The 25,821-nt window shown below is 41.7% G+C and carries 26 protein-coding genes and 1 pseudogene; 11 read left to right on the forward strand and 16 right to left on the reverse strand.

What is annotated here, in order from left to right; all coding sequences use genetic code 11:
- Positions 1-228: pseudogene (locus tag CEX98_RS05385) on the reverse strand (transposase); the annotation flags it as partial.
- A 304-nt stretch (positions 229-532) separates the two neighbouring features.
- A complete protein-coding gene (locus CEX98_RS05390) occupies positions 533-1,258 on the reverse strand; it encodes a tetratricopeptide repeat protein (protein WP_099641090.1) in 726 nt (241 codons plus the stop codon).
- Between the two features lie 140 nt (positions 1,259-1,398).
- Here CEX98_RS05390 and CEX98_RS05395 point away from each other — a divergent pair, with 140 nt between their 5' ends.
- Positions 1,399-2,184: a DUF6279 family lipoprotein gene (locus CEX98_RS05395; protein WP_099641091.1), complete on the forward strand. Its 786-nt coding sequence runs from the start codon at positions 1,399-1,401 to the stop codon at positions 2,182-2,184.
- Between the two features lie 7 nt (positions 2,185-2,191).
- Here the strand turns inward: CEX98_RS05395 and CEX98_RS05400 are convergent, their stop codons facing one another.
- From CEX98_RS05400 to CEX98_RS05410, 3 genes are read right to left on the reverse strand one after another with little or no spacing between them, the layout of a single operon-like run.
- Entirely contained in the window at positions 2,192-2,833 is a 642-nt protein-coding gene (locus CEX98_RS05400) for a flavin reductase family protein (protein WP_099641196.1), read from the reverse strand.
- A gap of 7 nt (positions 2,834-2,840) precedes the next feature.
- Complete coding sequence (locus CEX98_RS05405) at positions 2,841-3,656, reverse strand: SDR family NAD(P)-dependent oxidoreductase (RefSeq protein WP_099641092.1); 816 nt, start codon at positions 3,654-3,656, stop codon at positions 2,841-2,843.
- On the reverse strand, positions 3,649-4,032 hold the full coding sequence (locus tag CEX98_RS05410; RefSeq protein ID WP_099641093.1) for a thiol-disulfide oxidoreductase DCC family protein: 384 nt from the start codon (positions 4,030-4,032) through the stop codon (positions 3,649-3,651). The genes CEX98_RS05405 and CEX98_RS05410 overlap by 8 nt, the downstream gene beginning before the upstream one ends.
- Before the next feature lie 125 nt (positions 4,033-4,157).
- Between CEX98_RS05410 and ppc the strand changes: the two genes are divergently transcribed.
- The 3 genes from ppc (at position 4,158) to cdd (ending at position 8,285) form a co-directional block, all read left to right on the forward strand.
- A complete protein-coding gene (gene ppc / locus CEX98_RS05415; protein WP_099641094.1) occupies positions 4,158-6,791 on the forward strand; it encodes a phosphoenolpyruvate carboxylase in 2,634 nt (877 codons plus the stop codon).
- 215 nt (positions 6,792-7,006) lie between these two features.
- The gene (locus tag CEX98_RS05420) at positions 7,007-7,375 is read left to right on the forward strand and encodes a hypothetical protein (protein WP_099641095.1); all 369 of its coding nucleotides are present in this window, start codon (positions 7,007-7,009) and stop codon (positions 7,373-7,375) included.
- 43 nt (positions 7,376-7,418) lie between these two features.
- Positions 7,419-8,285 carry a cytidine deaminase gene (gene cdd / locus CEX98_RS05425; protein ID WP_099641096.1) on the forward strand — a complete coding sequence of 289 codons (867 nt, stop codon included), beginning with the start codon at positions 7,419-7,421 and terminating at the stop codon, positions 8,283-8,285.
- 191 nt (positions 8,286-8,476) lie between these two features.
- Here cdd and udp read toward each other — a convergent pair whose 3' ends face one another.
- On the reverse strand, positions 8,477-9,235 hold the full coding sequence (udp, locus tag CEX98_RS05430) for a uridine phosphorylase (protein WP_099641097.1): 759 nt from the start codon (positions 9,233-9,235) through the stop codon (positions 8,477-8,479).
- 328 nt (positions 9,236-9,563) lie between these two features.
- Between udp and CEX98_RS05435 the strand changes: the two genes are divergently transcribed.
- The 3 genes from CEX98_RS05435 (at position 9,564) to CEX98_RS05445 (ending at position 12,647) form a co-directional block, all read left to right on the forward strand.
- Positions 9,564-10,343, forward strand: a complete 780-nt coding sequence (locus tag CEX98_RS05435; protein ID WP_099641098.1) for a DUF2189 domain-containing protein — start codon at positions 9,564-9,566, stop codon at positions 10,341-10,343.
- 295 nt (positions 10,344-10,638) lie between these two features.
- Complete coding sequence (locus CEX98_RS05440) at positions 10,639-11,751, forward strand: arginase family protein (protein WP_099641099.1); 1,113 nt, start codon at positions 10,639-10,641, stop codon at positions 11,749-11,751.
- Positions 11,752-11,930: 179 nt separating this feature from the next.
- On the forward strand, positions 11,931-12,647 hold the full coding sequence (locus tag CEX98_RS05445; RefSeq protein WP_099641100.1) for a substrate-binding periplasmic protein: 717 nt from the start codon (positions 11,931-11,933) through the stop codon (positions 12,645-12,647).
- A gap of 208 nt (positions 12,648-12,855) precedes the next feature.
- On the opposite strand, the gene CEX98_RS05450 is transcribed toward CEX98_RS05445, so the two are convergent.
- Together CEX98_RS05450 and CEX98_RS05455 are read right to left on the reverse strand one after the other, a co-directional pair.
- Entirely contained in the window at positions 12,856-13,098 is a 243-nt protein-coding gene (locus CEX98_RS05450) for a VF530 family DNA-binding protein (protein ID WP_099641101.1), read from the reverse strand.
- Positions 13,099-13,130: 32 nt separating this feature from the next.
- Positions 13,131-13,412, reverse strand: coding sequence for a DUF1496 domain-containing protein (locus CEX98_RS05455; protein ID WP_099641102.1), 282 nt, complete (start codon positions 13,410-13,412; stop codon positions 13,131-13,133).
- A gap of 60 nt (positions 13,413-13,472) precedes the next feature.
- On the opposite strand from CEX98_RS05455, the gene CEX98_RS05460 reads away from it, so the two are divergent.
- On the forward strand, positions 13,473-13,703 hold the full coding sequence (locus CEX98_RS05460; protein ID WP_099641103.1) for a TIGR02647 family protein: 231 nt from the start codon (positions 13,473-13,475) through the stop codon (positions 13,701-13,703).
- A 52-nt stretch (positions 13,704-13,755) separates the two neighbouring features.
- On the opposite strand, the gene maiA is transcribed toward CEX98_RS05460, so the two are convergent.
- The gene (gene maiA, locus CEX98_RS05465; RefSeq protein WP_172439726.1) at positions 13,756-14,382 is read right to left on the reverse strand and encodes a maleylacetoacetate isomerase; all 627 of its coding nucleotides are present in this window, start codon (positions 14,380-14,382) and stop codon (positions 13,756-13,758) included.
- Positions 14,383-14,390: 8 nt separating this feature from the next.
- Complete coding sequence (gene hmgA, locus CEX98_RS05470) at positions 14,391-15,686, reverse strand: homogentisate 1,2-dioxygenase (RefSeq protein WP_099641105.1); 1,296 nt, start codon at positions 15,684-15,686, stop codon at positions 14,391-14,393.
- 112 nt (positions 15,687-15,798) lie between these two features.
- On the opposite strand from hmgA, the gene CEX98_RS05475 reads away from it, so the two are divergent.
- Positions 15,799-16,245 (forward strand): MarR family winged helix-turn-helix transcriptional regulator, encoded by a 447-nt coding sequence (locus tag CEX98_RS05475; RefSeq protein ID WP_099641106.1) that lies wholly within the window; start codon positions 15,799-15,801, stop codon positions 16,243-16,245.
- Positions 16,246-16,391: 146 nt separating this feature from the next.
- Here CEX98_RS05475 and CEX98_RS05480 read toward each other — a convergent pair whose 3' ends face one another.
- Genes CEX98_RS05480 through CEX98_RS05490 form a run of 3 tightly spaced genes read right to left on the reverse strand, consistent with a single transcriptional unit; the run spans position 16,392 to position 21,376 of the window.
- A complete protein-coding gene (locus CEX98_RS05480) occupies positions 16,392-17,243 on the reverse strand; it encodes a hypothetical protein (protein WP_099641107.1) in 852 nt (283 codons plus the stop codon).
- Between the two features lie 58 nt (positions 17,244-17,301).
- Positions 17,302-20,481: a TonB-dependent receptor gene (locus CEX98_RS05485; protein ID WP_099641108.1), complete on the reverse strand. Its 3,180-nt coding sequence runs from the start codon at positions 20,479-20,481 to the stop codon at positions 17,302-17,304.
- Between the two features lie 34 nt (positions 20,482-20,515).
- On the reverse strand, positions 20,516-21,376 hold the full coding sequence (locus CEX98_RS05490) for a S1/P1 nuclease (protein WP_099641109.1): 861 nt from the start codon (positions 21,374-21,376) through the stop codon (positions 20,516-20,518).
- Between the two features lie 378 nt (positions 21,377-21,754).
- On the opposite strand from CEX98_RS05490, the gene CEX98_RS05495 reads away from it, so the two are divergent.
- Entirely contained in the window at positions 21,755-22,492 is a 738-nt protein-coding gene (locus tag CEX98_RS05495) for a PhnD/SsuA/transferrin family substrate-binding protein (protein WP_242441636.1), read from the forward strand.
- The gene (locus CEX98_RS05500) at positions 22,482-23,408 is read left to right on the forward strand and encodes a hypothetical protein (RefSeq protein ID WP_099641111.1); all 927 of its coding nucleotides are present in this window, start codon (positions 22,482-22,484) and stop codon (positions 23,406-23,408) included. The genes CEX98_RS05495 and CEX98_RS05500 overlap by 11 nt, the downstream gene beginning before the upstream one ends.
- 43 nt (positions 23,409-23,451) lie before the next feature.
- Here CEX98_RS05500 and ushA read toward each other — a convergent pair whose 3' ends face one another.
- The 3 genes from ushA to CEX98_RS05515 form a co-directional block, all read right to left on the reverse strand.
- Entirely contained in the window at positions 23,452-25,038 is a 1,587-nt protein-coding gene (gene ushA, locus CEX98_RS05505) for a bifunctional UDP-sugar hydrolase/5'-nucleotidase UshA (protein ID WP_099641112.1), read from the reverse strand.
- 63 nt (positions 25,039-25,101) lie between these two features.
- Positions 25,102-25,293 carry a hypothetical protein gene (locus tag CEX98_RS23235; protein ID WP_099641113.1) on the reverse strand — a complete coding sequence of 64 codons (192 nt, stop codon included), beginning with the start codon at positions 25,291-25,293 and terminating at the stop codon, positions 25,102-25,104.
- A 102-nt stretch (positions 25,294-25,395) separates the two neighbouring features.
- Positions 25,396-25,818, reverse strand: a complete 423-nt coding sequence (locus tag CEX98_RS05515) for an MAPEG family protein (RefSeq protein ID WP_099641114.1) — start codon at positions 25,816-25,818, stop codon at positions 25,396-25,398.
- Positions 25,819-25,821: the final 3 nt, after the last annotated feature.

A 25,821-nucleotide genomic window follows, 5' to 3' on the forward strand; every position in this document is an offset into this window, starting at 1 on the left:
TAGAACAAGATGAGAGTGGTTACTCATCACCGCATATCCACACACATCAATACAGAATACAGCGCCTAGCGCTAGGAGTTTTTCCTCAATCCAACCGCGACGATGTTCGAAGGATTTGCCAGTGAGTGCATCTTCACCGCACAAAAATGCTCGGCGTACGCAGCGTGAGATACAGTGGTAGTATTTGGTGTCGGTTAAACTAATTAGTTTTTTACGGGCAGTCGCCATCGCTTTTTCCTCAATCCTTTGAGTTCAGAGTAAGAGCGTAGACGACATCTAAGAGGCTTGCAAATTTGAAAAAAGTTGAGGTGGGTGTCTGTGTTAAAAGTGGAATTCAAAACTCAGGCTCTCAGGTGACTTCATGCTCTTGATAAATGCTAAAAGCATCCGTTGAAAAGGCAAAAGTTAGGCGTGGTCGGAGTATCTAAAAAAGTGAATATCAAAGCTCAGTGGTGATAAATCTCAAGAGCAACAACAAGGCCTTGAATACTGTCACATATTTAAGGCCTTTAAAATTGGTCGTTTTTTCTACTTACTGAGTGCGTGTTTCAGCAACATATTTACCTGCCTGGATGCGCTCGTAGATGCTGTTAGCTAACTCTTTTGCTCGTTCTATTTGTGAAGGAGAGAGCTGTTTTTCATCGAGTAATCTGCTCTTGGTGGCTTCAGCGTAGCCATTAAACTCGGCAAGTGTATTCCATACATATGAGCGCTCAATGTTTTTCTCTACACCTAAACCTTGAAAGTACATTAATGCGAGGTTAAACATAGCAAGCGTGTAATTATTTGCTGCCGCTTTTTCATACCAGTTGAGAGCGTGGCGGTAGTCTTGCGGCACACCATCTCCATTAGAATACATCAACGCGACGTTAAACTGTGCGGCTGGCATGTTTTTATTTGCTGCGCGCTGCATTAACTCAACATACTTGGAACGGTCTTTTTTAACACCACGACCTTCATCATACATCACGGCCAATGCAAACATCGCATCTGCTTCACCTAGCTTAACTGCTTTCTTGTATAGCTCTGCGGCTTTACGCTGGTTTTTTATTACACCATATCCACCTTCATACATTACGCCCAGTTGATAAATACCGGGGGCGTAGTTCATTTCCGCCAGATAGTTAAATTCTTGCAACGCTTCTTCAAATCGACCAGCATTAAGTGCATCAATACCCTCTTCTAAGCCTGCGTTTGCAAATGGAGCTTGGCCTAATAAAGCCAAAGCGACACACACTTTTGAAATTCTGCCTAACATCATAGACCTCCTTTAGGTAGCTATGCTTATTGTTCTGTTAGTTATTCTAATGCTAGAAATACAGATTTACAAAATTCAAATCTAAAATGCTAGAGAGTACGTTAATATAGAGTGATAAAAACAACAAATAAGGTGAAGGGATGAAGAAGTGCTTAATACTAGTGTTGTGTCTGTTAAGTTTGGCCGGTTGTAGTCAACGTTTGGCGTATAACAATCTTGGATGGCTGGCTAGCTATTATGTTTCCGACTACGTTGATTTAACGGATGAGCAAGAAGAAAAGCTCGAGTCAGACGTTGAGTCTTTGGTTGCATGGCATCGAGAATCTGAGTTACCTAAATACAAAGCACATATTAAGACTCTGCTCAAGCATTGGCATACGATGAGCGAAAGTGACATGGTTCATATGGTATACACCACGCGAAATTATTGGTATTCGGTTGTAAAAGCGGTGTATCCAAAATTACAGCCTCACTTAAGTTCGTTGAGCCGAGAACAAAGAGAAAGTCTTATCGAGAATCTCGAAGAGGCATTACTTGATGATGATTGGGAAGAAGGCGATCAATTTGACCGTTATGAGCGTTGGCTTGGAAAAGTAACGGATGCGCAAAAAGCTTTGATAAATGAATATTATGAGCAAGGGGAGTTTGCTCGGCAAGTGTGGCGCGCCCATGAGCAAAGACGATTTAATCAGTTTAAACAAGCTTTATTGTTGAGCTCAGAAGGCAAAATATCAGACGTGTTGCTACAAAAAGCGATTGTGACAAACCCAAGCGATCTTCCTGTGCGAATTGTAGAGATCCAAGAGCGAAGGATCCGAGAGTATGCAGCATTGGCGGTTAAATTAAAGGGCACGATGAGCAATAAGCAAAAAGTGCATTTTAAAGAAGAGCTCGAAGATTTACTTGAGCTCTTAGAGTCGTTGTAGTGGCCGTCTAACCGAGAGGTTTGATCCGAGTTGGATTGTGTGGCTTTGCATACTCAAGGCGGTTCAAGCGCTGAGTTTTGTGGTAACCGTCTAAACTAGAAATTGCAACGCTGTCGAGCGCTTCGATGTCAATATAGCCATCTTCAAGTAGAGCGATGTCATCAACATGAAGGGACTCGATCTCACCAATCACCAGCTCGGTGTCGTTAAGCTTGATGAGCTGATGGTCTTTGAGTGTTAATCCGTATTTCAAGCGACTTTCTTTTACAAAGGGTGCAGGGAAATCATGGTTATACTCTGCAGTGAGCCCCGTTTGTTCGAACTCAGATTCACTTTTATCGTATCTCGCTGAGGTTTGGTGCGCCGCCATGTACATCTGGATGTTAACTTGATTAATGGTATATTTTTTGGTTTCTAAAATATTTTCTAGCGTATGCCTTGGTACACTATGAGGACGAAATATTACGCCAACTAAGGGAGGACATGCACCAAGGTGAAAAACAGAACTAACAATAGACAAATTCTCTTGTCCATTGGCATCAACAGTACCAATCAAATTGGCGCTTTTGAAACCAGATAAAGAATTAATCATCAGGGCTCGAAAACGCGTTTCAAGCGCTTTTATATCTTCATTAGAAAAATGTTTCATCATTATATTACCATTCAATTTTTTTGTTTTGCCAATCTAGATAACTCAGGGTGCCGTCTACCTCGATGTTTGAGATAATATCGCTGAGTTGCTGTGCTACAAACTCAGGCTGAAATAGCTTTTCTGCTGGTACATTGGCTTGAAAAGGCTTAGAAAGAGGTGTGTCGGTTGTGCCCGGGTGAAATAGTACCAACTTTATATTTTTTGCCCGTCTTGCTAACTCAACCGCCGCAGACTTAAACATCATATTTAGTGCTGCCTTGGAACTACGGTAGCTATACCAACCCCCAAGGTGATTGTCGCTAATACTACCAACCCGGGCAGATAACGCGGTAAAAACGCATTTATGTTTACCTTTCAAGACTGGCAGTAGCGCCTGCATCCAGAGCATGGGAAGCATCGTATTCGTTTCAAAAAGTGCCATGCTGTGTTTGAGGTTTAGATCTTCAAGTTTTTTTTCGGGATACTGACTAGTTCCTTGGTGCAGCACACCATTAAATATTGTGACGCTGTGGATCTCAAGTTCGAGCTTTCGAATGGAATTCACAACTTGAGCAACTTGCTCGGGTGAGTAGTCGCATTTAAAGTGGGTGTCTTCGCAACTGCAGTCCTCGCAACTGCTATTCTCTTTTCTATCGTGGGTGTCAGCGTAACTTTCATAACTTGCGTAACTTTTTTGGTGGGTGTCAGCACAAAAGGGGGCTTTGCTGCTTCTGGATATGGTCAATATTTTCATGTTTGGGTCGCGGGCGGCTTGTGTCACAATAAAGGCTTGGGCAATAGCAGAGCTAGACCCGATTACGACTATGGCTCGTTTAGTCACGGTTACAATTCCCTTGAATATTGCATTGACTTGGCATCAAAATTTTTGAAATTTTCATTCGGTGGGCGGCAAAGAACAAATAAGCTTTGTCGGCAACCCATCTGATCCCTGGTAATCGTAACAGACTTAGCCACCGATGTTTTCCTACAGCTTTCCAAACGGCCACGGTAACATCCAAGCCAAAAATGAGCTCACCGCTCTCGTTGTAAGCATGTAGCTTTTCCATCGCATCCTGTTTGCTTATTTCTGTGAACTCGCATTGAAAGCGATTGCTATGGATGTCTACTAATTCAACTTTATCCGCGTGGTCGACGCGTTTTAATGCGTCCATTTCTTTTCTGCACAAGGGGCAGTTGCCATCGTAAAATACAATCATTTACCAACCACTGTAGGTCTTATCTTTGTCATCTTATTACGTTAACGTCTTGAAAATAGATCGTTCGCAATTCAAATTATTCTCGGTATAGTGGAGTTCGAGTATCTTTTCATCAAGGAGATTGTATGACTGAGCAATACGCAAGCCTACGTAGTAATGTAAGCCTTTTGGGTCAGATGTTGGGGCAAATTATTCAACAAGCACAAGGGCAAGAAACCTTAGATAAAGTTGAAGAAATCAGGCATCTAGCAAAATCTTCAAGGAGCGGCAATGAATCTGATAGGCAAGCGCTAGTAGAAACACTAAGAAGTTTAAGTGATGAAGCATTGCTTCCCGTTGCTCGTTCATTCAATCACTTTTTAAATCTTGCGAATGTGGCTGAGCAGTTTCATACCATCTCAAAATCAGGTGCGCCCGATGGCGTAATGATTGAAGTTGATAGAGCGCTTGATGAGTTACAAAGTAAAGTCGAAGCTGGCGACCTCTCCTTAAACGAGGTGGCTGATGTTATCAGTAAGCTCAAGATCGACTTAGTATTAACGGCTCACCCAACAGAAGTAACTCGCAGAACAATTATCAATAAGCACGTAGAGTTGAGCGAATGTCTAAAAGTACTAGAAGTCACATCGGGTGAAGATCCGGTTTACGAAGAGGTGATTGACCGTATCGAGCAGTTAATTTCCCAAGCCTGGCATACCAGCGACATTCGTGAAAAGCGTCCGACGCCGCTAGACGAAGCAAAATGGGGATTTGCGGTCATAGAAAATAGTTTATGGGAAGCTGTGCCTAAATTTGTACGCTACTTTAATGCTCAGGTTAAGACTCGGTTAAATCTGCAACTGCCCGCTAATTTTAGCCCTATTCAGCTTACCTCTTGGATGGGAGGAGATAGAGACGGCAACCCATTTGTCACCTCTCATGTAACCCAATCAGTATTGGACCATGGTCGCTGGATGGCCCTTGATTTATATCGCCGCGACTTAGAAACGCTCGGTGCTGAGCTATCGATGAGTAACGCTTCTGCTGCGTTTAGTGAACGTGCCAAGGAAAGCAGCGAGCCATACCGTTTTGTCCTCAAACAACTAAGAGCAGATGTGGAAGAAACCATCGCGGCCTTAGAGTATAAGATTAAAGGTACACCCTCTCGCTACCAGGACAAAATAAAAGAGGTAGTGCAAATTAGAGAGCCTCTTGAGGCGTGTTATCGCTCTTTGATGGATTGTCGTATGAGCAATATCGCCAACGGGTTGTTGTTAGATGTATTAAGGCGAATCGATTGTTTTGGTGTGTCCTTATGTAAGTTAGATATCCGTCAAGATTCAGCAAGACATACCGAAGTATTCTCAGAGCTTACTCGATACTTAGGCTTAGGAGACTATGCTCAGTGGCAAGAAGCGGATAAACAGGCTTTCTTGCTGACAGAGTTGAGCTCGAGAAGACCATTATTACCTCGACATTGGCAGCCTTCCTCAAATGTACAAGAGGTATTAGAAACTTTTGAAGTGATAGCACAGCAAGATAGTAGTGCGCTGGGGATTTATATTATTTCGATGGCGCAAAGTGCGTCAGACATTCTCGCCGTACATCTGTTGCTACAAGAAAGTGGATGCAAGTTCAGTCTGCCCGTAGCACCTTTATTTGAGACGCTAGATGACTTGAATAACGCCCAAGCGGTGATCAGCGGTTTGTTTGATAATACTTGGTACAAAGGCACTATTGGCGCAAAACAGTACGTAATGATTGGCTATTCTGACTCTGCCAAAGATGCCGGTATGATGGCGGCTGGCTGGGCACAATACGACGCTATGGAAAAACTGGTTAATCTTGCAGACTCAAAAGGCATTGAGCTGGTGTTATTTCATGGCCGTGGTGGCACAATTGGTCGCGGTGGGGCGCCAGCTGCACAGGCGCTGCGGTCTCAGCCTCCCGGTTCACTAAAAAGTGGGCTAAGAGTAACAGAGCAAGGGGAGATGATCCGCTTTAAGTTTGGTTTGCCGAAAGTAGCCATGCAAAGTTTATCGATATACACCGGTGCAATTTTGCATAGTAACCTCTTACCGCCACCGCAACCTGAGCCCAAGTGGGTTGAAGTTATGCAAACGATTAGCGAGGCTTCATGTAAAAAATATCGCAGTATCGTTCGTGAAAACCCAGAGTTCGTACCTTATTTTAGAATGGCGACTCCAGAGCAAGAGTTGTCTAAATTACCTTTGGGATCTCGACCTTCCAAACGGAATCCAAATGGCGGTGTTGAAAGCCTACGCGCGATCCCATGGATTTTTGCATGGAGTCAAAACCGGTTAATGCTTCCTGCTTGGTTGGGAGCAAAAGAAGGGTTAGAGGCTGCTGTTGAGGCGTTTGGTACAGACACACTACAAGAAATGAGTGCAAAGTGGCCATTTTTTAGAGCGCGTTTAGAAATGCTAGAAATGGTGTTTTGTAAGGCGGACCTATGGTTAAGCGAAATGTATGACGCCAGCTTAGTCAGTGCGGATTATAAAGGGCTAGGTGATGAGCTTAGAGCTAACCTCCAGCAGGCAATTGAGTTAATTCGAGGGCTCGCGCCTGAATCATCTTTACTTTCACAGCAGCCGTGGATCAAAGAGTCAATTGGGCTCAGAAACCCATACACAGATCCGCTCAACCTACTACAAATTGAATTATTAAAGCGGGTAAGAGAAGAAACTAACCACGATTTGGAATTGGCCTTAATGATCACGATGACGGGGATAGCCGCCGGTATGCGTAACACTGGTTAGTGCAACAAGTGGAATAATTAAAGTTTCTACTATTTTACATTTATATTCTTTATCGCTACAAAACCAATCCATAGGGATTGGTTTTTTTATTTAGTTTGGTTTTTTATTAGTATATTTGTTGACAGTAATTCTCATTGTTCTAAAATGCGCGGCTGGTTTAACCAGTGGTTATATTTGTTTTAATCAAGAATAGCTCGTTGATAGGTTTACGGTACATGCATAAAATTTCTACTAGCGTCACATTTGATGAATGTCATGATCTGATTATGATGAAGGTCAGAGGGATAGCTAATGCAAGTGATGTCGTCTCTGCATACGAGAAAGCCAATTTATACGCAAAGAAGCACAATAGTAGCAAGGTACTTGTGGATGTGAGCGAATTGGAGCATAGATTTGCTGCAATCGATATTGTTAATATCATGCCAAAGGTAGCCCATCATATTGGCAATTTGCATATCGCCCGTGTTGTCGGCTTCGAAGGATATATGCATGATTTGTTTTTGCAAAAGGTTAAGCGTTTCAATATTAATGCCGAAAACTTCGAATGCTTTAAATCTGCAAGAGAATGGTTGAGTCGCGTTTAACTCTTGCGTAAACTATCCTGCCATAGATAAACACGACAACAATATGGCAAAGATAGAACCATCAATAAAAAGTGCGTTGACTCAATACGCCGTTTCAAATCGCGGGATTTTTAGTTATTCCCAACTAGCAGAATTCCAACACCGCTTTCAATTATCAGCAGAAACTCTTGAAGCATTGCTTCTTGAAGTTGCAGCGACATTTGCTACCCCTCCCATTTCGCAATTTTATGTTGGAGCCATCGCTTGGGATGATAACGCTCAACAGGCATTTTTGGGCGCAAATCTTGAATTTTCGCATCAGGCATTATCCCTAGTGGTTCACGCGGAGCAAGCGGCAATCAACAATGCTTGGTTAAATGGCGCAGCAGAAATTTCAAAAATGACGATTAATGCTGCACCCTGTGGGTTTTGTCGCCAGTTTATGAATGAATTAAGTACCGCAGACGCCCTTGAGATTCTGTTACCTACGGGTCAAACATCACTGCACGAGCTACTACCAACTTCGTTTGGGCCCGATGACCTTGGCAACAGCGAGAAGCTATTTGCTCAACATGTTAGTAAATCAAGTATGAGTGGCTGTCCTAGCAATGTAAGTGATAATTTGTACCAGCATTACCTTGCTTCTTACAGCCCTTACACTAAAAATAAGAGCGCGGTTGAAATTAAACTAGCGGATGGCGAATGTTTTTATGGCCGCTATGCAGAAAACGCAGCATACAACCCGAGCCTATCGCCGTTACAAAGCGCACTGAGTCAATTGGCGATGTCAGGTAAAAACTTGTTTGATGTAGACTTAGCGCAGGTAACTTTGCTTGAAAAGCAAGGCTGTGCGAATCAAAAAGCGGTGAGTTTGGCCGTTTTGGCGTCCTATGGTCTGGCTGATTCACTAACACACATAGAGATTGAGTAACAACTCAATCTCTATTGTAACTTGAAGTTTTATACCAATTCACTTAATTAAGTGATCTATTTGAGGCTAGGAAATTTTGTCGGTAACTAGGCAAAATTTTTGCTATTTAGTTGTTCTAAATAAGAAATTTTCAACGCTGTTAGCGTCAAATTTACTCCCTCACATTGAGCAGGTATTAATGCCGATTGGTATTACTTTGCAAGTACCAGCTCAGCTGCTTTGAGCACTGCGGTGACGGCTTTCTTCTCAACCGCTTGATGGTCAACATTCGGGATCTCTTGGCGCGTTCTATTTACCAGTACACCAGCAAGACAAGCAGCTTTGAGCCCCAGCGCGGCGCACATCGTAAATAAGGTTGCAGACTCCATTTCGTAGTTCATGACATTGAGCTTTTGCCACTCAGCACACGATCCTTGATATGCTTTTCTCACGTAACCTGAATAGGTGTCGTAACGTTCTTGCCCTGGGTAAAACGTGTCACTAGACGCCGTGATCCCAACATGGTGAGTGATCCCTAAAGATTCGCACGCTTCTACCATTGCCGCTGTTGTATGAAAATCAGAAACTGCAGGGAACTCAATAGGCGCAAAGTGTTGGCTTGCACCATCTAATCTTACCGACGCGGTGCTGACTAGAATATCACCTTCGTCAATATGTGGCTGAATTGCACCGGTAGTGCCAATGCGCAAGAAGGTCGTGATACCAAGTTGTGCCAGTTCTTCAACGGCGATAGACGTCGATGGTCCACCAATTCCGGTCGAACAAATAACGACTGGGTTTTGGTTTAAAAAGCCAAGGTACACATGAAATTCACGAGTTTGTGCCAAGCAGATCGGCGAATCTAAGTATTCAGAAATACGTTTTGAGCGTTCAGGATCGCCCGGAACAATTGCGAGAGAGGCGCCTTGTAGGTCGGCTTTTGTTAGACCTAAGTGAAATACCTTTTCCATAGTAAACCTTAGTTATGGGTAAAGCGTAATGTTTATAGTTAATGCAGTTCAAGTACAGGACAGATGTCCTATAGGGCTGAGCGCAGTTTAAATTATAGCTGATAGTACCAAATTGCTTAATTAATTGGCGTCTATTGAGGTGAAAAAACATGCATGACTATTTCGTTAAGACTTTACCTTGTTAGCAATGCTAAAAGAGAAAGTCTTAACAGGTGTAGCGTAAAACTGTAGTTAGCAAAGTGAGTAAGCCTCAAGATAGGTATTACAGCTTGCGGGATTGTCAATATTCCACTAAACCTTAAATAGAGAGCAACTAAGAGGAATGGTTATGCCTGCTACACATTCTATTGATAAAAATCACGAATTCGCACGTTGCTTTGAGTGCAACAAGGTTCCTGCCATGGCGCCGTTTCATTGGCTGGCATTGGCATTTAAAGATATCGCGAATGCCCCTTTACTCAGCTTAGTGTACGGACTTATCTTTACCCTGATCCCCGCTTGTATTATGTGGTTAGTGTATCAGTCAGGTACCCATCTGGTCATTTTACCCGCCGCGGTGGCGTTTGCACTTATTGGGCCTGCTTTTGCAGCCGGTTTATATGATGTTGCATGGGAGCTTGAAAAAGGCCACAAACCTACATTATCGCATAGCCTTAAATCTATGTTTAGAAACCCAGCGGGTGAGTGGGGCTTTGCCGTATTACTTATGGTGATCATGATTGTTTGGATGCGACTCGCTGCCCTAATCCATGCGCTATATCCCAATGTACCTGATCCTACATTTGAGCAGCTGTCAGCATTTTTGGCGTTAGGGTCAATTGTCGGTGGGATATTGTTGGTGTGCGTATTTGCCATTTCTGCGTTTACACCACAAATCATGATGGAGAGACGGGTAGATATCATGACCGCAGTGATAAGCTCAATGCATGCTGTTAAAGAGAACTTTGCTGCGATGGTAGTTTGGTGCGGTATTTTGGTGTTTCTGGTGATGCTTGGTTTTGCAACAGGAACAGCAGGGTTTATTGTTATTATGCCGCTGTTGGCATATGCCAGTTGGCATGGTTATATTGCTGTAATCAAAACAAAAATCCCACGTCATTACGAATAACTAAACACCCTCCTTGAATAATCAACCGCAAGCTTTGAGTGCACTAAAAGCTTTGCGGTTGACTTCCCGTTTTAAGCTGTTATACGTGCATCAACACATATCTAACCAATAGATAAAGGCCCATCAACATATCGAATGAAATATGATAATTCCTATATTAATCAATAGGTTTTATACTTTTTCTTATTTGTTCGTTATTTTGCCGGCGCAGTGTACCTCGGGTATATCTTAGCGTGGCAAAAAATTGGTTGGGTTTTTATGATGCGCATGATTATTCATATTAAAGGGGATAGCGATGTCTGATAGCAAAAAACAATTCCATAAAAAACTTGAGCACTGTTTATGTCCGCCTGGAGATGGGGTTTTTACAGTAAACACGGCGAAAGAAAGAAAAGACGCATTGAGACAAAAGCTATACGGACAAACTGAAGGCATAGACGCTCTATGGAAAACGTCTTTGGAGCAACTAGGTGAGAGTGAACATAAGGCTGCTATTCTCGGCATTAGTTCAGACTGTGGCGGTGGTATTTTGCGTGGGGCTAACTGGGGTCCATTATTTCTCCGTTCAACATTGATTGAACAACAACCGCAGACGAGTGCTTTTGACCTTGGTGATGTGCGCGTAATTCCGCATTTATTACACGATAAATATCTAAATGAAAGCACTATCAGTAATTGTCAAAAAGCACTTTATGCCGATCCCCAAAGTGAATACTATGTATCGCCTCTTTCTATTACTGAAGATGTCTGTGATGGCTTTTACGAAAACTACCCTGAGAAAGGCATATTTGGGATCGGCGGCGACCATTCGATCAGCTATCCGTTAACTAAAGCTTACTTGAAAGCCAAACGAGCGCGAGGGGTAAAAACGGCAATCATACATTTTGATGCACATACCGATCTGCTTGTTGAGCGTCTTGGCATCGATTTATGTTTTGGCTCTTGGTGTACACATATACTGGAGTTTTTGCCTGCGCCTCATCATTTAGTACAGTTTGGGATCCGCTCTAGTGGCAAGCCAAAATCTCATTGGGAATCTACTTTTGGGGTTAAACAACATTGGGCTCATGAAATTAGAGAGCGCGGTCCACAAGCTATCGTTGATGAAGTGATTGCACAGTTAAAAGCCGATGAAGTAGAAGAGCTTTACGTGAGTTTTGACATCGACGCGCTCGATGAAACTTTTGCTTCAGCAACGGGAACACCAGAAGCTGGGGGTATGACACCTGATGAAGCTATGCTGATCCTCCAAGCGTTAAAGGCTGAATTTAAGATAACTGGTGCGGACATGATGGAGATTGCACCATTCACAGATAGCTCACTAGTCGGACAAACCAGTTCTGAAACGACGTTAAAAGAAGGTGCTAAACTAAGTGCATTTTTAATTGATGCGATTAACGAGCGCTAATCTCCCCTAAGTTGTAATTTGTAATAGCAAAGAGAGGTGAGCGAGCTGCTCACCTCTTCCCCTCTTTTGGTAATATTTCCACTTCCCAAGCTCAAGTTCTCAATGAATGTTTGACCTTTTAAAAATTGCCCAATGTCTAACTTAAGACTATATTATTCAAGTAGCTATGGGAGAGGTTAATGAAGGGTACGTATTTGATTTGGTTTTGTATTTTGCTGATCAGTTTCAGTACACGTGCATTTACCTTAAATATCGTGACCGAAAACTTTCCTGATTTCCAGTATCAAAATGAAAAGGGGGAGCTGATCGGTCGCGCTGCAGACAAGGTTAGAGCTGTACTAGATAGCTCGGGCATTGACTACACCATTAATGTATTGAGTTGGCCTGCGGCTTACAATGCTGCACTGAGAAAAAGCGACACTTGTGTTTTTTCCACGGCGAAAAACAACGCCAGAGAACACGAATTTGAGTGGGTGTTTCCCATTGATGCCTTTACTACCTCATTTTACGCCCTACGTGAAAGAGAGATCCAACTTACCTCAATAGAAGACGCAAAAGCGTATCGAACGGCGGTGATCCGAGAAAACTTCAGCCATCAGTTTTTAATGGAACATGGCTTTCAAGAGGGGAGGCAGCTATTAATAATTAACTCTTTTGACAAGGTCTTTGAATTATTAAAAACCAGAAAAGACTTTGTGGATCTTGTGGTATTAAGTGATGCTCAGTTTAGATTCCGAAGCACCAACGAAAAAACGGCACGCCTGCTTGAACCCGTTTACACGCTAGATGAGTTTAATACATCCCTATACCTTGCATGTAATAAAAATGTGCCAAAGTACATCTTAAATAAGATAGGTGATGCGTATCAAGCGCTCTATGCGGAAGGAATATTATAATACCAGTTGAATTCTCGATTCTCTAATTAATTTGAAGGATGAGATAGTATATTGGCGTCGTTAAAAATAGCTAAATTTATTTACTACCATTGCCATTAGAAGGCGAGCGCGATGCGACCAAACCATTACCCCGAGTCAACATCGCACCTTGGCTTAATTCAATCTATATCATAAAGCGAAGAGAGTTTTTCTATATTAAGTTAAACGATTACTTTTTTATTTCCGGCCACTGAAAACCATGAAATGTATCGAGGTAAAGTTGTTCAACTTTTGCGCGAGCCCACGGAGTTCTACGTAAAAATTTTAGGCTAGATTTGACGCTTGGATTATCTTTAAAACAATTGATATCCACAGCATTAGCCATTGCTTGCCAGCCCAGCTGTTGCTCTAGTTTGACGATAATTTCTTCAAGTTTAATACCATGAAGTGGATTATTTGGTTGGGTACTCATGTTTTACTTCTTTGTCACTACTTACATTGTGCTTAGTTTACCCTAATTTTATCGGATATTTCAGGTCTTATTGGGTTACCTGAAGCATCGGCTTTTAACCACACTAATTTGCTGTTTTCTTCGTTGTACTTTTTTGGTGCGCACACAAATAGCATATCAAATTGGATGAGCAAAGCGCCTTCGCTGTATGACTGACCTTGATACCAGCAAACTTGTTTCGGTAATTCACCATAAAGTCGTAACTCTGCTGGTGTTTTAGCCAAAGAGGGCAGTGAGATCAAACAAATCGTGATTAAACCAAGTAAAAATTTCATCAAATAAAGGTTTTTGAACTAGAGTGTTAAGTGACTATAGAAGAATAAGGAAAAATAACAATGGCACTAGACCAAAAATTGTTGGATGAGTTGACCTTACTAGCTAGATTTCCGAGGCATAGTTTACATCAGGGGATTAAAATTCATAGCGATGCACCAGAAGGGATGCAAGGGGCTGCCATGCGGTTATTTCAAAAAGGAGTGATAGATAGTCCTGATGGTGGCTATTTGACCGACTTAGGTCATGACTTGATTGGTCACTTTGACCATGTATATAGCGCATTAAAGTAATAGAATCGCAAAAAGGAGTGATGTGCTTAGCTTATCACTCCTTTTATCTACATTATTGTGCGTCTGGCTGGTTCTCAGGCGCAGCGTTAGAAAACGCCTCAAGCGTATTACAATGTTCATAAACTCGGCTGATTTTAGGATATACGCTCATATCCACTTTGAACCGTAATGCATTGAACACCTGCGGAACTAAGCAGACATCGGCAAGGCTCGGCTCCGTACCAAAGCAAAAAGGACCAGCTCCAATCATAGGCTCAAGTTTATTAAAGCCTTCAATCACCCAATGTCTATACCATTCATTTTTTTGATCGTCTGTAACACCTAGCTCGTTAGACAGGTATTTAAGCACGCGGAGGTTATCTATTGGATGGATATCACATGCGACAGCATAACAAAAGTTTCTAACTTGTGCTTTTTGCCAAGGGTCTTGTGGTAACAGTGCAGCGCCACTTTGGGTTTCTTCAAGCCATTCCAGTATTGCTAACGACTGCGCCAAGACGCCGTGCTCAGTTTCCAATGCCGGTAATAAACCCTGGCCATTCTTATGTAAATACGCTTCGCCGCTTTGCTCCGATTTAAGCAAATTTACAGGGATTAATTCATGCTCTAACCCTTTAAGATTTAAAGCAATGCGCACGCGATAGGCCGCAGAAGAGCGAAAGTAAGTATAGAGTTTCAACATAATCTTTATGCTCCTTTAAAGTACTTTTTAATGCCTTTCCAGCAATCAGCATAGTTAGGCTGACGTTCTTTGCCTTCTAAAGCATATTTAGTTGGAGAGATAATGTAACGTGACTCAAACATAAACGCGAGGGTGTTTTCGTAGTGCTGTGGCTCAAGCTCTGCATTGCTGGCTTTTTCAAACACATCCGCTTCAGGACCATGAGGGGACATACAATTATGTAGGCTCATACCTCCAGGTACAAATCCGTGCTCTTTGGCATCGTATACCCCTTCTATCAAGCCCATAAACTCACTCATGATATTACGGTGATAATAAGGCGGACGGAATGTGTTCTCTGCAACCATCCAACGAGGTGGGAAGATCACAAAGTCGACGTTTGCCACACCGGGTGTGCCTGATGGAGATGTGAGCACGGTAAAGATTGACGGGTCAGGGTGGTCAAAGCTTACCGTGTTCATTACGTTAAATCGCGATAAATCGTATTTGTACGGTGCACTATTGCCAGTCCATGCAACCACATCAAGCGGAGAGTGGCCAATATCGCAACGAAATAGATTACCGTTGAATTTAGCAACGAGTTCAAAGTCACCTTCTTTGTCTTCAAAAGCTGCAACCGGATATTGGAAGTCTCGCTCATTGGTATAACCATTGGCGCCGACAGGGCCGCGCTCAGGTAAAATATAGGGGTTTCCGTAGTTTTCGCAAATATAGCCACGGATGGTATCGCTTAGAAGCTCTACGCTAAACTTGATACCGCGAGGAATAACTGCAATCTCACCTGGCTTAATAGCAAGCTTTCCGCATTCAGTGTGTAAAATCAGTTCACCTTGCTGTGGCACAAATAACAACTCACCATCAGCATTGTAGAAATAGCGACCTTCCATAGAGGCATTTGCAACATATACATGAATGCCGATCCCGCTTTGACCGTTGGCACTGCCATTGGCAGCCATCGTGATTAAACCGTCAATAAAGTCAGTTTTTTCTGCTGGTACGTCAATAGGGTTCCAACGTAGCATCGAAGGTGGGGTAGCTACTTCTGTAATAGGGGCTGTGCGCAGTAAGCCTTTGTCTATAGCTTCATATTCACCTTGCAAAACAGAAGGGCGGATCCGGTAAAACCAGTTTCTACGATTTTCTGCGCGAGGAGCGGTGAAAGCAGTGGTGTTGTATTGCTCGGCATACAAATCGTATTTTACTTTCTGTGGTGAAAATTGACCTATGGGCAAAGCGCCCGGTAATGCTTCGCTCTCAAATTCATTACCAAACCCAGTTAAATATTGAAGTTCTTGGCTCATTTGTCTCGACTCCTTTGTGTTTTATAGTAAGATACTCTCATGTGAGAGTATTTTCAACGTTCCCAGTTGAATGTACCTGTAAAGATTAGATTACAGTGAAAGGTAAGTGTTGATGTCTCAGAAAGATGAAAAGCTGCTGAATATAAACGATTTTTTTCCATATCAGCTTGTTTCGCTGTCAACAAAAGTGAGCAATGACTTTGCACATGTTTATGCGCAAGCAGGTGAACTAACCCAGCCGCAGTGGCGAGTATTATCTCATGCAATACAGCAAGATGGAGTCACCGCTAAGCAGATTTGCGAATTGGCAAGCATGGATAAATCAACCGTTTCAAGAGCAATTAAGCAGTTACAAGACCGAGAGTTGATTGAGATGTTAGTGAGTCCAAGTGATAAACGTGCAAAAACTATTGCAGTGACAGAACAAGGAAGAGTGCTTTATCAAATGTTAACGCCGCTTGCATTGGCATGGGAAACTGAGCTACTTAGTTGCTTTAGCGATGAGCAGAAAGAAAATTTTATTGGGCTGTTAATGACGCTTCAAAGTAAGGTTGAGTGAAACGCTAGTTTTCTGACTGTATCGTTTATTTCTGCATATTCCTGTTGTCGTAAGCAGCCATAGCTTTACTGTAAAAAGGTCAACCAGTGTTGACCAATGAGAGGTTAACTAATTAAGTGCAGATATTTGATACTTTAAAAGTAAAGCTAATTGTTTTCTACTCTATCTAACGTGGCAAGTACACTTCGCGCTTCGCCCACAATATTTGAGATATAATATTCTCTCCTGTTATCGATTCTATCATATAACTCTTCTAAGCCTTCTCGACTAGGTGGAACAGAAACATAATCTGGTTGCGAACTTTCAAATAGGTCATAAATGACAGCTCGTGATTCAAAACCATCGTCAGGGACTAAATTTCCATACACTTTAGAATGAACATGAGAAGTAGCTTCGTTAACTAAAACTTGTAATTTTTTCTTATACTGGCCTGCATAGCTCTTTAAGGTACTTTGACTGATACGACCTTTTAGGTATAGCTCCGTTTTTATTGCCATTGCTAGAGTTACAACAGTTGCATAACTTCCTGTCAACAAAAAGAAGTCTTCGTTGCCAGCCTGTTTGAAAATATATTCATTTATTAAGTCTCTTGCCTCGTTATCTAGACCAGTCAAATAAAAGAAGTCTTCGCTACCACTTGTAAGTAGAGAGTTGTAAAAAGTTATACCATCATCTAGAGAATCAAGATCCGCAAGAGCACGCCTCACATCGGCTTCTAAAATTGAGCTATTTACTATATTCTCAATCTGCTGCAGTGACTCTTGAGATAAGGTAGCATAATTTGGACCTGAGCTACCAAAGATTGCATTAAGCAAGAGGGATGCGATTTTCTTTTTCGCGCCTTTTTCAATTTTGTCTAGTATATTGTCCATGAATTGCGCTTGATTAGTAGATTGAATATTAATCGTTTTTTCTCCGACATATTCACTATCATACCCAGCCGCGTTTGCCAATGAAGAAGTTGCTAGAATTGCTAGGGAGATTAACTTAAGTTTCATTTCAAATTTTCCTTTTATGAAAAAAGGGGAAGAACCATTCTTCCCCTCGTGTAAAAACTTAGAAGTTGTAACGTACACCGATTTTGATACGGTATGTTGAGTCTTCCGCTTCAAATTTACTCTTATCGAAAGAGGTCTCACCGATAATGTATTTACCAGTCGCCTGGTCGATATCCATTTCAATAACGCGGTTTGTACCGTAGTCTTGAACGTATACTTTACCTGCTGAAGAATCTATTAGGTTTAGTAAGTTATTGACTACGAAATAAACCTCGCCCTTGTGATCTTTTGTAAAGCCCGGAAGTTCTTGAGAGATATATAAATCCATCGATGTTGTCCATGGTGCACTACCTGCGCTACGGTCCACAAAGCCACCAGCATAACCACTCAAGCCCAGCTCTTCGTAGTGAGCTAACACTTCAGCTTCAGTAACACCTTCATAGCGAAGAACATTTGGATCGTTTGCAGTAGGAACGTATGCTAAATAGTTACCCCCTCTTGCTGCACCATATCCTGTAGGTTGAATTAGGTCTTCGTTGAAATATCTGACTCCTTCAACTAGGCTTGTCCATCTAGTAGTGTGGCTGTACGGTGAACCAGAGCGGCGCTCAAAGAATAGATTGAAATTAGTTTTATAATTCTCAATAAACTCTGTTGAGTAACCAAGATTCAATACAAAACGGTGTTCAGTTTCATAAGTAGAAGTACCAATTTGGGTCTCTTGGTGATTTAAGAAGTGACCGTAACGGTAGTTACTACGCGCTGTTGACGAGCCTCCTGGGTTACCTTCTGTGATGTCTTGATGAGTGTAAGACATGTCAAACTTAAAGCCATTATCCCAGTTTTTAGAAAGACCAGTACTAAGAATTATTGAACGACCATTTTTGTCTGCATTTGTTAGCATGATGTCCAATTCTGACGTGTCATAGAAAGGTAGTTCACCATCTATCGTCGAGTTAACTGCTTTATCAAGACGGTTTGCACCGTTAAGAAGCCTTGCATTTACCCACTCAGCAGTGTTTTCTTTGTCTGTGAAGATTGCCGTAGTTGTCCAAGCAAATCCATCACCAATGTACGGGATATCAAGTGTCACATCGGCATTTAACATGTATGTCCATTGTGATGGGATATCAAAGTTCGGGTCGATAAAGTTTGAAACTGAGCCATTGCTCGCTTGATTAATACCTTCAACAGCTTCAGGCAAAATGTTGTTTAGGATATTATTTGGTGCAACGAAGTCGCCTTTACCAAAGTCTTGACGACTAATACCATCATTTGAATAAGAGTTTGAAATCCAAACGTTAGGGTTACCACCAGCGTAACGGCCAACGCTACCACGAATAGTCACATCTTCATTCATGTAATAAGTGAAGCCTGCACGTGGCAACCAGATATCAGCACCATCTAAGTTATATGTGTTGTCGTAACCTGTGCTTTCAAACAATTCTTCGTTGAAAGCTGGTTCGTCATCAGAGCCTAGACGCTCGTAACGAAGACCAAAGCTGAATGCTAGTTCATCGCTGAAGTCCCAACGGTCATTTACATAAATCGCAAGGTCTTTACGCTTGAATGCTGCCGCAACTTTGCTTGGATCATTTCCCACACCATTTGAGTATGAGTAGTCTTTTACTTGACGGGCTGCAAAGTCTGCTAGGCTATCAAACTCGATAACACCTTTAGAGCCATCAAGGTAAAGGTTTTCAACATCTAAAATGTCATACTTGATACCAAACTCAAGTGTGTGTTCATCAAGTAGATATGTACCATCAAACTTAAACGTTGTTAGGTCATTTTCTAGCGAGTTTGAGTGGCGGCTTTCATCTGAACCGAAGCTGATGTCGCCTTTAGTTCCATCACCATCTACATCAATGTTTGAAATATTAATGTCACCTAAGCCTAATCCACTATTAAGTGAAACTTGGCCGGTTTCAACAGATTTGCTCGTAATACTGATTTGGGTTGAAAAATCATCAGTCCAGTCAGAGTATAATGTTGAACTAAAGTTATTTAGTTTTTCTGACTTATTATACCAGTGAGTACTTAGTCGTAATTCACTTGCTCGTTGAGTCATATTGTTGGTGCGGTTACCTTCGTTAAACATATAAACGAAGTTGGCACGATGGTAATCGTTGATATTCCAATCTAGTTTGATGATGTATTTTTCATCTTCTAATTGTGGTTGTGTATCGGCATTACCGATATTATCAACACCATATACTTCAGAAGCAATTTTGCGTACTTCTGCTAAATCGTTTTGTGTGATGTTAGTTTCGTTCGCACCAATACCTGAGCCCGCAGGGCCCCATTCAATAGACTGCGGTGATTCATATTTTTCATATGCACCGAAGAAGAACAATTTATTCTCGATAATTGGGGCACCGAGAGAGAAACCATAGTTTTCTTCTTCAAACTCTAAAGGTACTTCATCACCTTCATTCTTTGGAGTGCCCGCCCAGCTATCCGTCATTTTCTCGTAGAAAACGCTACCAGTGATTTCGTTTGTACCAGACTTAAACACCGCATCAACGTTACCACCAGTAAAGCCACTTGATTTAGCATTTGTTGGTGCTACTTGAACTGTTACTTGATCTAGTGCATCAAGAGGGAATGGGTTACGCTGTGTTGGGTAGCCACCAGAGTTAAGGCCGAAGTCATCGTTTAGTGGAATACCGTCAACAGTTATCGAGTTTGTGCGCGGGTTAGAACCTGCAATTGACATTGCACTGTCATTACCCGGTTGAATCACAACTAAAGGATTGTTTCTTACAACATCTTTGATATCACGGTTGATACTTGGCGTATTTTTTATTGTTTCAGCGCCATAGTAAGTGTCGTTTGCAGATGAGTTGAATAGCACTGGAGAGCCAGTTACTACGATTGATTCCATTTGCAGCTCAGTTAGCTGCTGGTCAATCTTTTGTGCTTCACCTAGAGATAGATAAACGTTACGCAATTCAGCGTCACGGAATTTTTTAGAATCGATGGTGATAGAGTAAGGGCCACCTACACGAAGACCTGATGCGTTGTACGTACCAGTATCATTCGTTGTAACAACGCGGCGTGTACCTGTCGGCTCGTGAACGATGATAATCTTTGTATCTGCAGCTGGATTACCTTGAGGCCCCACGATCTGTCCTTTGATAGACGAAGATGTATCTGCCGCAACCGCCATGCCACTCATGCCAATGCTTGCAGCAATAGCAAGCGTAAGTGCATTTTTGCGAAGTTGGATTTTCATTATGTTGTTTCCCGTGTTAGTAGGTTATTTTAAACTAATGGTTAACTGTCGTTTTATTAGCCGGCTTCAATGAAGAAACCAGCGGTTTAGAATTTGGATCAAAAATCTGATTTAATAAACCTGCCAATCTTATGCCGCCTTGTTGTAATCTAAATTTAATGGTTGGCATATATTTATAAATGTACCCGTAACTTATGTCAGTTTCATTGCTGTTATAAACTTTTTCAGCAATATTATTTGACTCGACTAACCAATCTGCTGGAGTGCTGTCTAAATATTCCGCAATAACTTCATTATTTGAGGTTTGAATAAAGCGGGTAAACTCAGTAAAAGAGAGGTTTTCGTTTTCGATTAACTTAGAGTCCCAAGTGCTATGTAGGTTAGTATCGCTGCCGAAAAACTTTACCTTAATCATATTACCGCCTCGGTCTTTACCACGGCCTGCATGAAAAGGTTGATGACTGTCGCCAACTAAATGGACTAGAAAGCGTAGTGCGAAGCGTTTTTCGTCGATGGACTTGCTTTGAGACTGGAGGGTATTAATGGAGTAGTAGATCCCGTCTAGGATATTTTTAACTTTTTCTTTGTCGTTGAGATCAGAGTGAACATGTTCGTGCATGGCTTCGGGGTTATCGATATTAATATAATGCCACTTCGATGATTGCTTCCGCCAAAAAGTGCTTGGATCAGAACGCATTTCATCGGCCCATGTCGATACCTCAGCTAATGAATCACCTTCTAATAGAGGTTGAATAGCAAGGCGGGTTTGGTCGGTGATATGTCCATCAGCTAATTCACCGATAATTCTGTGACCATTTTGACCCCAAGCTTGGGCATGTGAAGCCGTTAACGTCATACCTACTGCTAAAAGTAATGACATGCTTTTACGTAACATTTGTATCTCTTGTAGAAAAGGGAACAATCTTCCCGACCAAAAAGTGAGGCCAATTGTCCGCATTTTTCAACAAAATAAAAGGACTCAATAAGATTCATAATTTCTTATTAATAAAGCTTTAAATTCAGTTGCTTATGGCTTTCTAGTAAAATTACTTATTGTAATAAGTAAAGAAAATTGATGTAATAGCGGTTAAGAAAGCGTAGGTTATTCCAAATAGTGATACATAGTAACGTTTTGACTAGTAAATCAACAATTGTATCTTTGTTGTTTATAGGCGCATTATTGTGCTGGTTCCTTGGGGCTCGATTGGTATCGACTAAGCCTCTCATTCTCGAGCCTGTAGTTCAGTATTCAAATACTTGCAAAACACGCTCAGTGTCTAATATCAACACTCTAAAAATTCATGTGCCAGTGAAAAGCCTAGCGTTAGATGTATTGGTTAGAATGTGTGAAAACGAAGTAGTAACCAAGCAGTATGGTGAGGTTAAAGTTTACTGGGGTGGAAGCCTTGCTGAGCAAATAGAATTTTTAGCAAAAGGGATTGCTGATCTGATCCTTACTAAAGATAACATTATGTCTGCCTTGATGGCTGAGTCTACCCACAGCTATAAGCCAGTGATAGGTTATCCTTCTTACTCCGCATTTTTTATCTCCAATACTGAAAAGCCAACCTTATCTAAATCCTACTTTCTCGATAAAAGAATAGGGTTACTAGATTACCCAACTAGTCGTTCCGGGCATATTTTGCCTAAGAGTGCTTTTAAAGATCTAGATATAGATATCAATGCGCTTGACATTGTCTACCTGAGTTCACATCAAGCGCTTCGTGAGCGCTTAGCGGCTGGAGAAGTAGATATTATAGCTTCTTATTGGTCAGAAGAAGACGAAACGCGGTTTTCTAAAAATTACATTACACCAATAGCAAATAATGTTAGTGGTAGTAAGTGGTATTTAAAAATGAACAACAAAAACACGGATCTTGCCTGTGCAATGCAGGGAGTCATTAACCAAGTAGCACAATTAAGAACATCCAGTTACTTTGATAAAGTAGATAAGTATTGGCAATGTGAATCGCTGCCATATCGTTTTGTTGGAAATGAAAATGGAATTTAGTAAACGTAATATTTCCGTTTTTTTAGGATTATGGCTGCTTTTCAGCTGCACTTTTTACATCGCTCAAAGTGTTGAAACAGATAATGTTGTAGAGCAGCAAAAAGAAGCGGTAGCCTTAAGAGTTGCCATTGATATAAATAGGTTACCAGTTGCTGACCCATTTTTACACTACGCAGGCAATGAGCCAGAACTTAGAGAATATATTAATGCGTTAAACGTAGCGCTCGAAGCGCAAAATGCCCGACTGACGGTATTAGATATTAATACTTCGGGTGCCGGACAAGGGGAAAAAAGTGAACTAGTAACGCTGTCAGCCCCACACCGAAATTTTTATGTTGCCGTATCCGTTGATGATTCAAAACCCATGTTTACTTTTTTACTGCCCTTAATCATGGCACTGATGGGCGTAACTTTATTTACTTGGACAACGAGAAAAACCATTGAAGCCAAAGCCAAAGCGGTAGATATCCCAGCGGCGTTGCCCGAATTCAAATTGGTAATCGATCTATATTCCAAGACGGTCACAACAAATCGTAATAAAGAGGTGAGTGTGCAGCTTGCTAACAAGCCTCTGTGTTTTTACCTCGCACTTATAGAGTTTTGTGATGCAAATCCTGATACCGTTCTAAATCAGAATAAAGTGATGCCAGAGGCATTGTTAGAGCTAGCCGATAAATATTTTTATCGCTTAGTTGAGCTTGGCCATACAATTAGAAAGCGACCAAACTTCACTAACAGCCTAGAGAAAACATTAAGCGAAATTCGTGCTGCTTTAGATGAGGTACTAGGAGCTTACCCTGAAAAAAAGAGCATATTTTATCCACCAAAAGCCCATGGTGAGGGATCGCGTTCAAAATTGCATAGCTATGGGTTAAATGGTGTGAAGAAAACGGATATTGACGTGATCGGGAAATAAAGAGTGGTGAAGCGGTGCTGAAACACCGCTTTAATCATAAAAGCTACAGGTTTACAGCACGAATAGGGCTGTTTTTCTGGATGTAGTCTTTAAGTACTTGAGCATCTGTAAAGTCAGTAGCTGTATACTCAGGCAAATGGTTTATCTTAGGGTAACCGTCACCACCTGAAGCATTGTAGCTATTAATACTCATACGGTATGTTTTATCTCGTTGCAACGGCTTACCTGCGATTTTTACATTTTCGACTTTGCCGTGGATCACATCGAATGATAGGTGATGGTACTGCATATATGCCCCCGAGTCTGGCGGGAAGTTAGCCACAGTATTTAGATAGTTGATGAGATCACCAGCCTTCCAGTCGATGTAAGTAATGCGGTTTTTGAAAGGGTGTACTTTCAAAACATCCTTATAACTGATATCGCCTTGCTCAATACTATCTCTTATCCCACCACCGCTAATAATGCCAAAGTCTGCCTCTACCGCCGTCATTTGTGCATTGATGATTAAGTCAGCAAGGTTACTTTGTTTAAATCTTACTGTACCACGACGGCCATCGAGAAAGCTGTCAACATGACCAACTGCACCCGCTATCTGAGCTTGGCCTTTATCTTGAAATGGCTTTAAAAAAGCGAGCATTTTAGGGTCTTCTTGAATATATTCATTGACCAAGTTACCCGATTTATCTTTGAGGTTGACAGGGATTAAGTCGTAACTCACTAGCGTCTTGCTATTACCATCAATTTTAAATACGGCTTTTCCGACATATTTGCCCCATTCATGGGCTTGCATGATCCAAGTACCATTTTGATTATCCGGCTTACATGACTTTCCAGGCGCAAAACTTGTGTCTGCCTTACCACTTTCATCAACACAAACGGGTTCCTGTGAGTGCCCACCTACGATTAAATCAAGTGTTCCTGGTGTCAACTGACGTGCTAGCGTAACATCTCCTGGAGCGTTGATACCATGAACTGCATCATGATAATGACCCATGTGTGTTACCGCTATCATCACATCTGGATTGTATTTAGCTTTAATTTGAGGGGCCCAGCGCTGTGTTGCCACAAGTGGCTCAACAAATGTTAATCCTGCAACGTGTTTTGGGTTTGCTATTTTTACAGTATCCACTGTGGTTAAGCCAAGCACGGCTATTTTGAGTCCAGCGCGGTTGATTATGGTATACGGGGTATAGGCTGGTGACTGGGTGTTATTGTCGATAATATTAGCAGAAAGTATTGGAAAACTTGCCCACTTTATCTGCTTATCCAGTATGTCTCTGGTGTTGTCGAATTCATGGTTGCCAATGGCCATGGCGTCATAGCCAAGCCGCTTCATGCCTTTAAAATCTGGTTCAGCGAACTGTAGATCCGATTCTGGAACCCCGGTATTAATATCACCCCCAGAGAGTAATATAACTGCATGACCAGAACGTTCAGCATCAGCTTTTAAACGGTCGATTAGGGTTTTTCTGGCGGCCATTCCATATTCGCCTTTTTCATTTTGCCAAAAGCGACCATGGTTATCGTTAGTATGTAATACGGTTAAGTATTCTGCTGATTGCGGCTCATTTGAGGAGAGTTGGCAAGCTGATAAAAACAGCGCCGTTGAAAGAATAAGTAAATTGCGCATAATTCAGACTTCGGTTGGTAAATTATGCGCGTATTTTAGATCATTAAATTTATTTTAATAGTGCTAACACTCAAAATCGTTATATTTTCTGGTACTTTCGGCTACAGCAGAAATTCTTCTGTTAAGTTCCGACTTGGCAAACTCGCATTTTTCGTGGCCAATCTCAACCATCCAATTTAAAAAGCTTGCTGGTAGCGATGAATATGGTTCTCCGGCATGAAGTCCAAAATCGCAGATGCTATTATCCTTCTTCATCATTGTGCCCCTGTTGTTCTTTTAACCACCGCTATGCTAACAAACTGGCTCAGAGTTTAAAGAACAATTAGCTAAAATAGGTGGCTTTTCTATAATTTTTGGTTATATAAGTGTTAACAGTAGGGTCAGCCATTGTGCGACAATAAAAGCGCAGCCCAGCAGGTAAAGGCGAAAGCGTGTTCTCAGATGATTTTGACCGATATGTACCATTGTATGGGCTATTCGACTCAAAACAAACAGGATGGCAAATACACTAAACCACAGAGTGACTAGTTTAAGGGAGAGCGCTGCGAGCGATACCACAAAAAATAGCACTGGTATTTCAAATTGGTTAGTGAAGTTACGTGATGCCAAAATCACGTCTTCGGGCGCGCTATCAAGTTGCATTGTTTTAAATTGGTCGAATTGTATTTGTTTGTTTCTAGCAGCACGAAAACGCCGTTTACCCATGATAACCATAACAACTAAGGTCAGTAGGGTTTGTACAAATAGCGCGGTAAGTAATAAATAAATAGATAGTGGCATAAG

The organism is Pseudoalteromonas piscicida (assembly GCF_002744175.1).
Lineage (GTDB): Bacteria > Pseudomonadota > Gammaproteobacteria > Enterobacterales > Alteromonadaceae > Pseudoalteromonas > Pseudoalteromonas piscicida_B.

Coding starts and splice junctions, on each gene's coding strand:
- CEX98_RS05390 (WP_099641090.1), bottom strand. CDS start 1,258: ATGTTAGGCAGAATTTCAAAAGTGTGTGTCGCTTTGGCTTTATTAGGC.
- CEX98_RS05395 (WP_099641091.1), top strand. CDS start 1,399: ATGAAGAAGTGCTTAATACTAGTGTTGTGTCTGTTAAGTTTGGCCGGT.
- CEX98_RS05400 (WP_099641196.1), bottom strand. CDS start 2,833: ATGAAACATTTTTCTAATGAAGATATAAAAGCGCTTGAAACGCGTTTT.
- CEX98_RS05410 (WP_099641093.1), bottom strand. CDS start 4,032: ATGATTGTATTTTACGATGGCAACTGCCCCTTGTGCAGAAAAGAAATG.
- ppc (WP_099641094.1), top strand. CDS start 4,158: ATGACTGAGCAATACGCAAGCCTACGTAGTAATGTAAGCCTTTTGGGT.
- CEX98_RS05420 (WP_099641095.1), top strand. CDS start 7,007: ATGCATAAAATTTCTACTAGCGTCACATTTGATGAATGTCATGATCTG.
- cdd (WP_099641096.1), top strand. CDS start 7,419: ATGGCAAAGATAGAACCATCAATAAAAAGTGCGTTGACTCAATACGCC.
- udp (WP_099641097.1), bottom strand. CDS start 9,235: ATGGAAAAGGTATTTCACTTAGGTCTAACAAAAGCCGACCTACAAGGC.
- CEX98_RS05435 (WP_099641098.1), top strand. CDS start 9,564: ATGCCTGCTACACATTCTATTGATAAAAATCACGAATTCGCACGTTGC.
- CEX98_RS05440 (WP_099641099.1), top strand. CDS start 10,639: ATGTCTGATAGCAAAAAACAATTCCATAAAAAACTTGAGCACTGTTTA.
- CEX98_RS05445 (WP_099641100.1), top strand. CDS start 11,931: ATGAAGGGTACGTATTTGATTTGGTTTTGTATTTTGCTGATCAGTTTC.
- CEX98_RS05450 (WP_099641101.1), bottom strand. CDS start 13,098: ATGAGTACCCAACCAAATAATCCACTTCATGGTATTAAACTTGAAGAA.
- CEX98_RS05455 (WP_099641102.1), bottom strand. CDS start 13,412: ATGAAATTTTTACTTGGTTTAATCACGATTTGTTTGATCTCACTGCCC.
- CEX98_RS05460 (WP_099641103.1), top strand. CDS start 13,473: ATGGCACTAGACCAAAAATTGTTGGATGAGTTGACCTTACTAGCTAGA.
- hmgA (WP_099641105.1), bottom strand. CDS start 15,686: ATGAGCCAAGAACTTCAATATTTAACTGGGTTTGGTAATGAATTTGAG.
- CEX98_RS05475 (WP_099641106.1), top strand. CDS start 15,799: ATGTCTCAGAAAGATGAAAAGCTGCTGAATATAAACGATTTTTTTCCA.
- CEX98_RS05480 (WP_099641107.1), bottom strand. CDS start 17,243: ATGAAACTTAAGTTAATCTCCCTAGCAATTCTAGCAACTTCTTCATTG.
- CEX98_RS05485 (WP_099641108.1), bottom strand. CDS start 20,481: ATGAAAATCCAACTTCGCAAAAATGCACTTACGCTTGCTATTGCTGCA.
- CEX98_RS05490 (WP_099641109.1), bottom strand. CDS start 21,376: ATGTTACGTAAAAGCATGTCATTACTTTTAGCAGTAGGTATGACGTTA.
- CEX98_RS05500 (WP_099641111.1), top strand. CDS start 22,482: ATGGAATTTAGTAAACGTAATATTTCCGTTTTTTTAGGATTATGGCTG.
- ushA (WP_099641112.1), bottom strand. CDS start 25,038: ATGCGCAATTTACTTATTCTTTCAACGGCGCTGTTTTTATCAGCTTGC.
- CEX98_RS23235 (WP_099641113.1), bottom strand. CDS start 25,293: ATGAAGAAGGATAATAGCATCTGCGATTTTGGACTTCATGCCGGAGAA.
- CEX98_RS05515 (WP_099641114.1), bottom strand. CDS start 25,818: ATGCCACTATCTATTTATTTATTACTTACCGCGCTATTTGTACAAACC.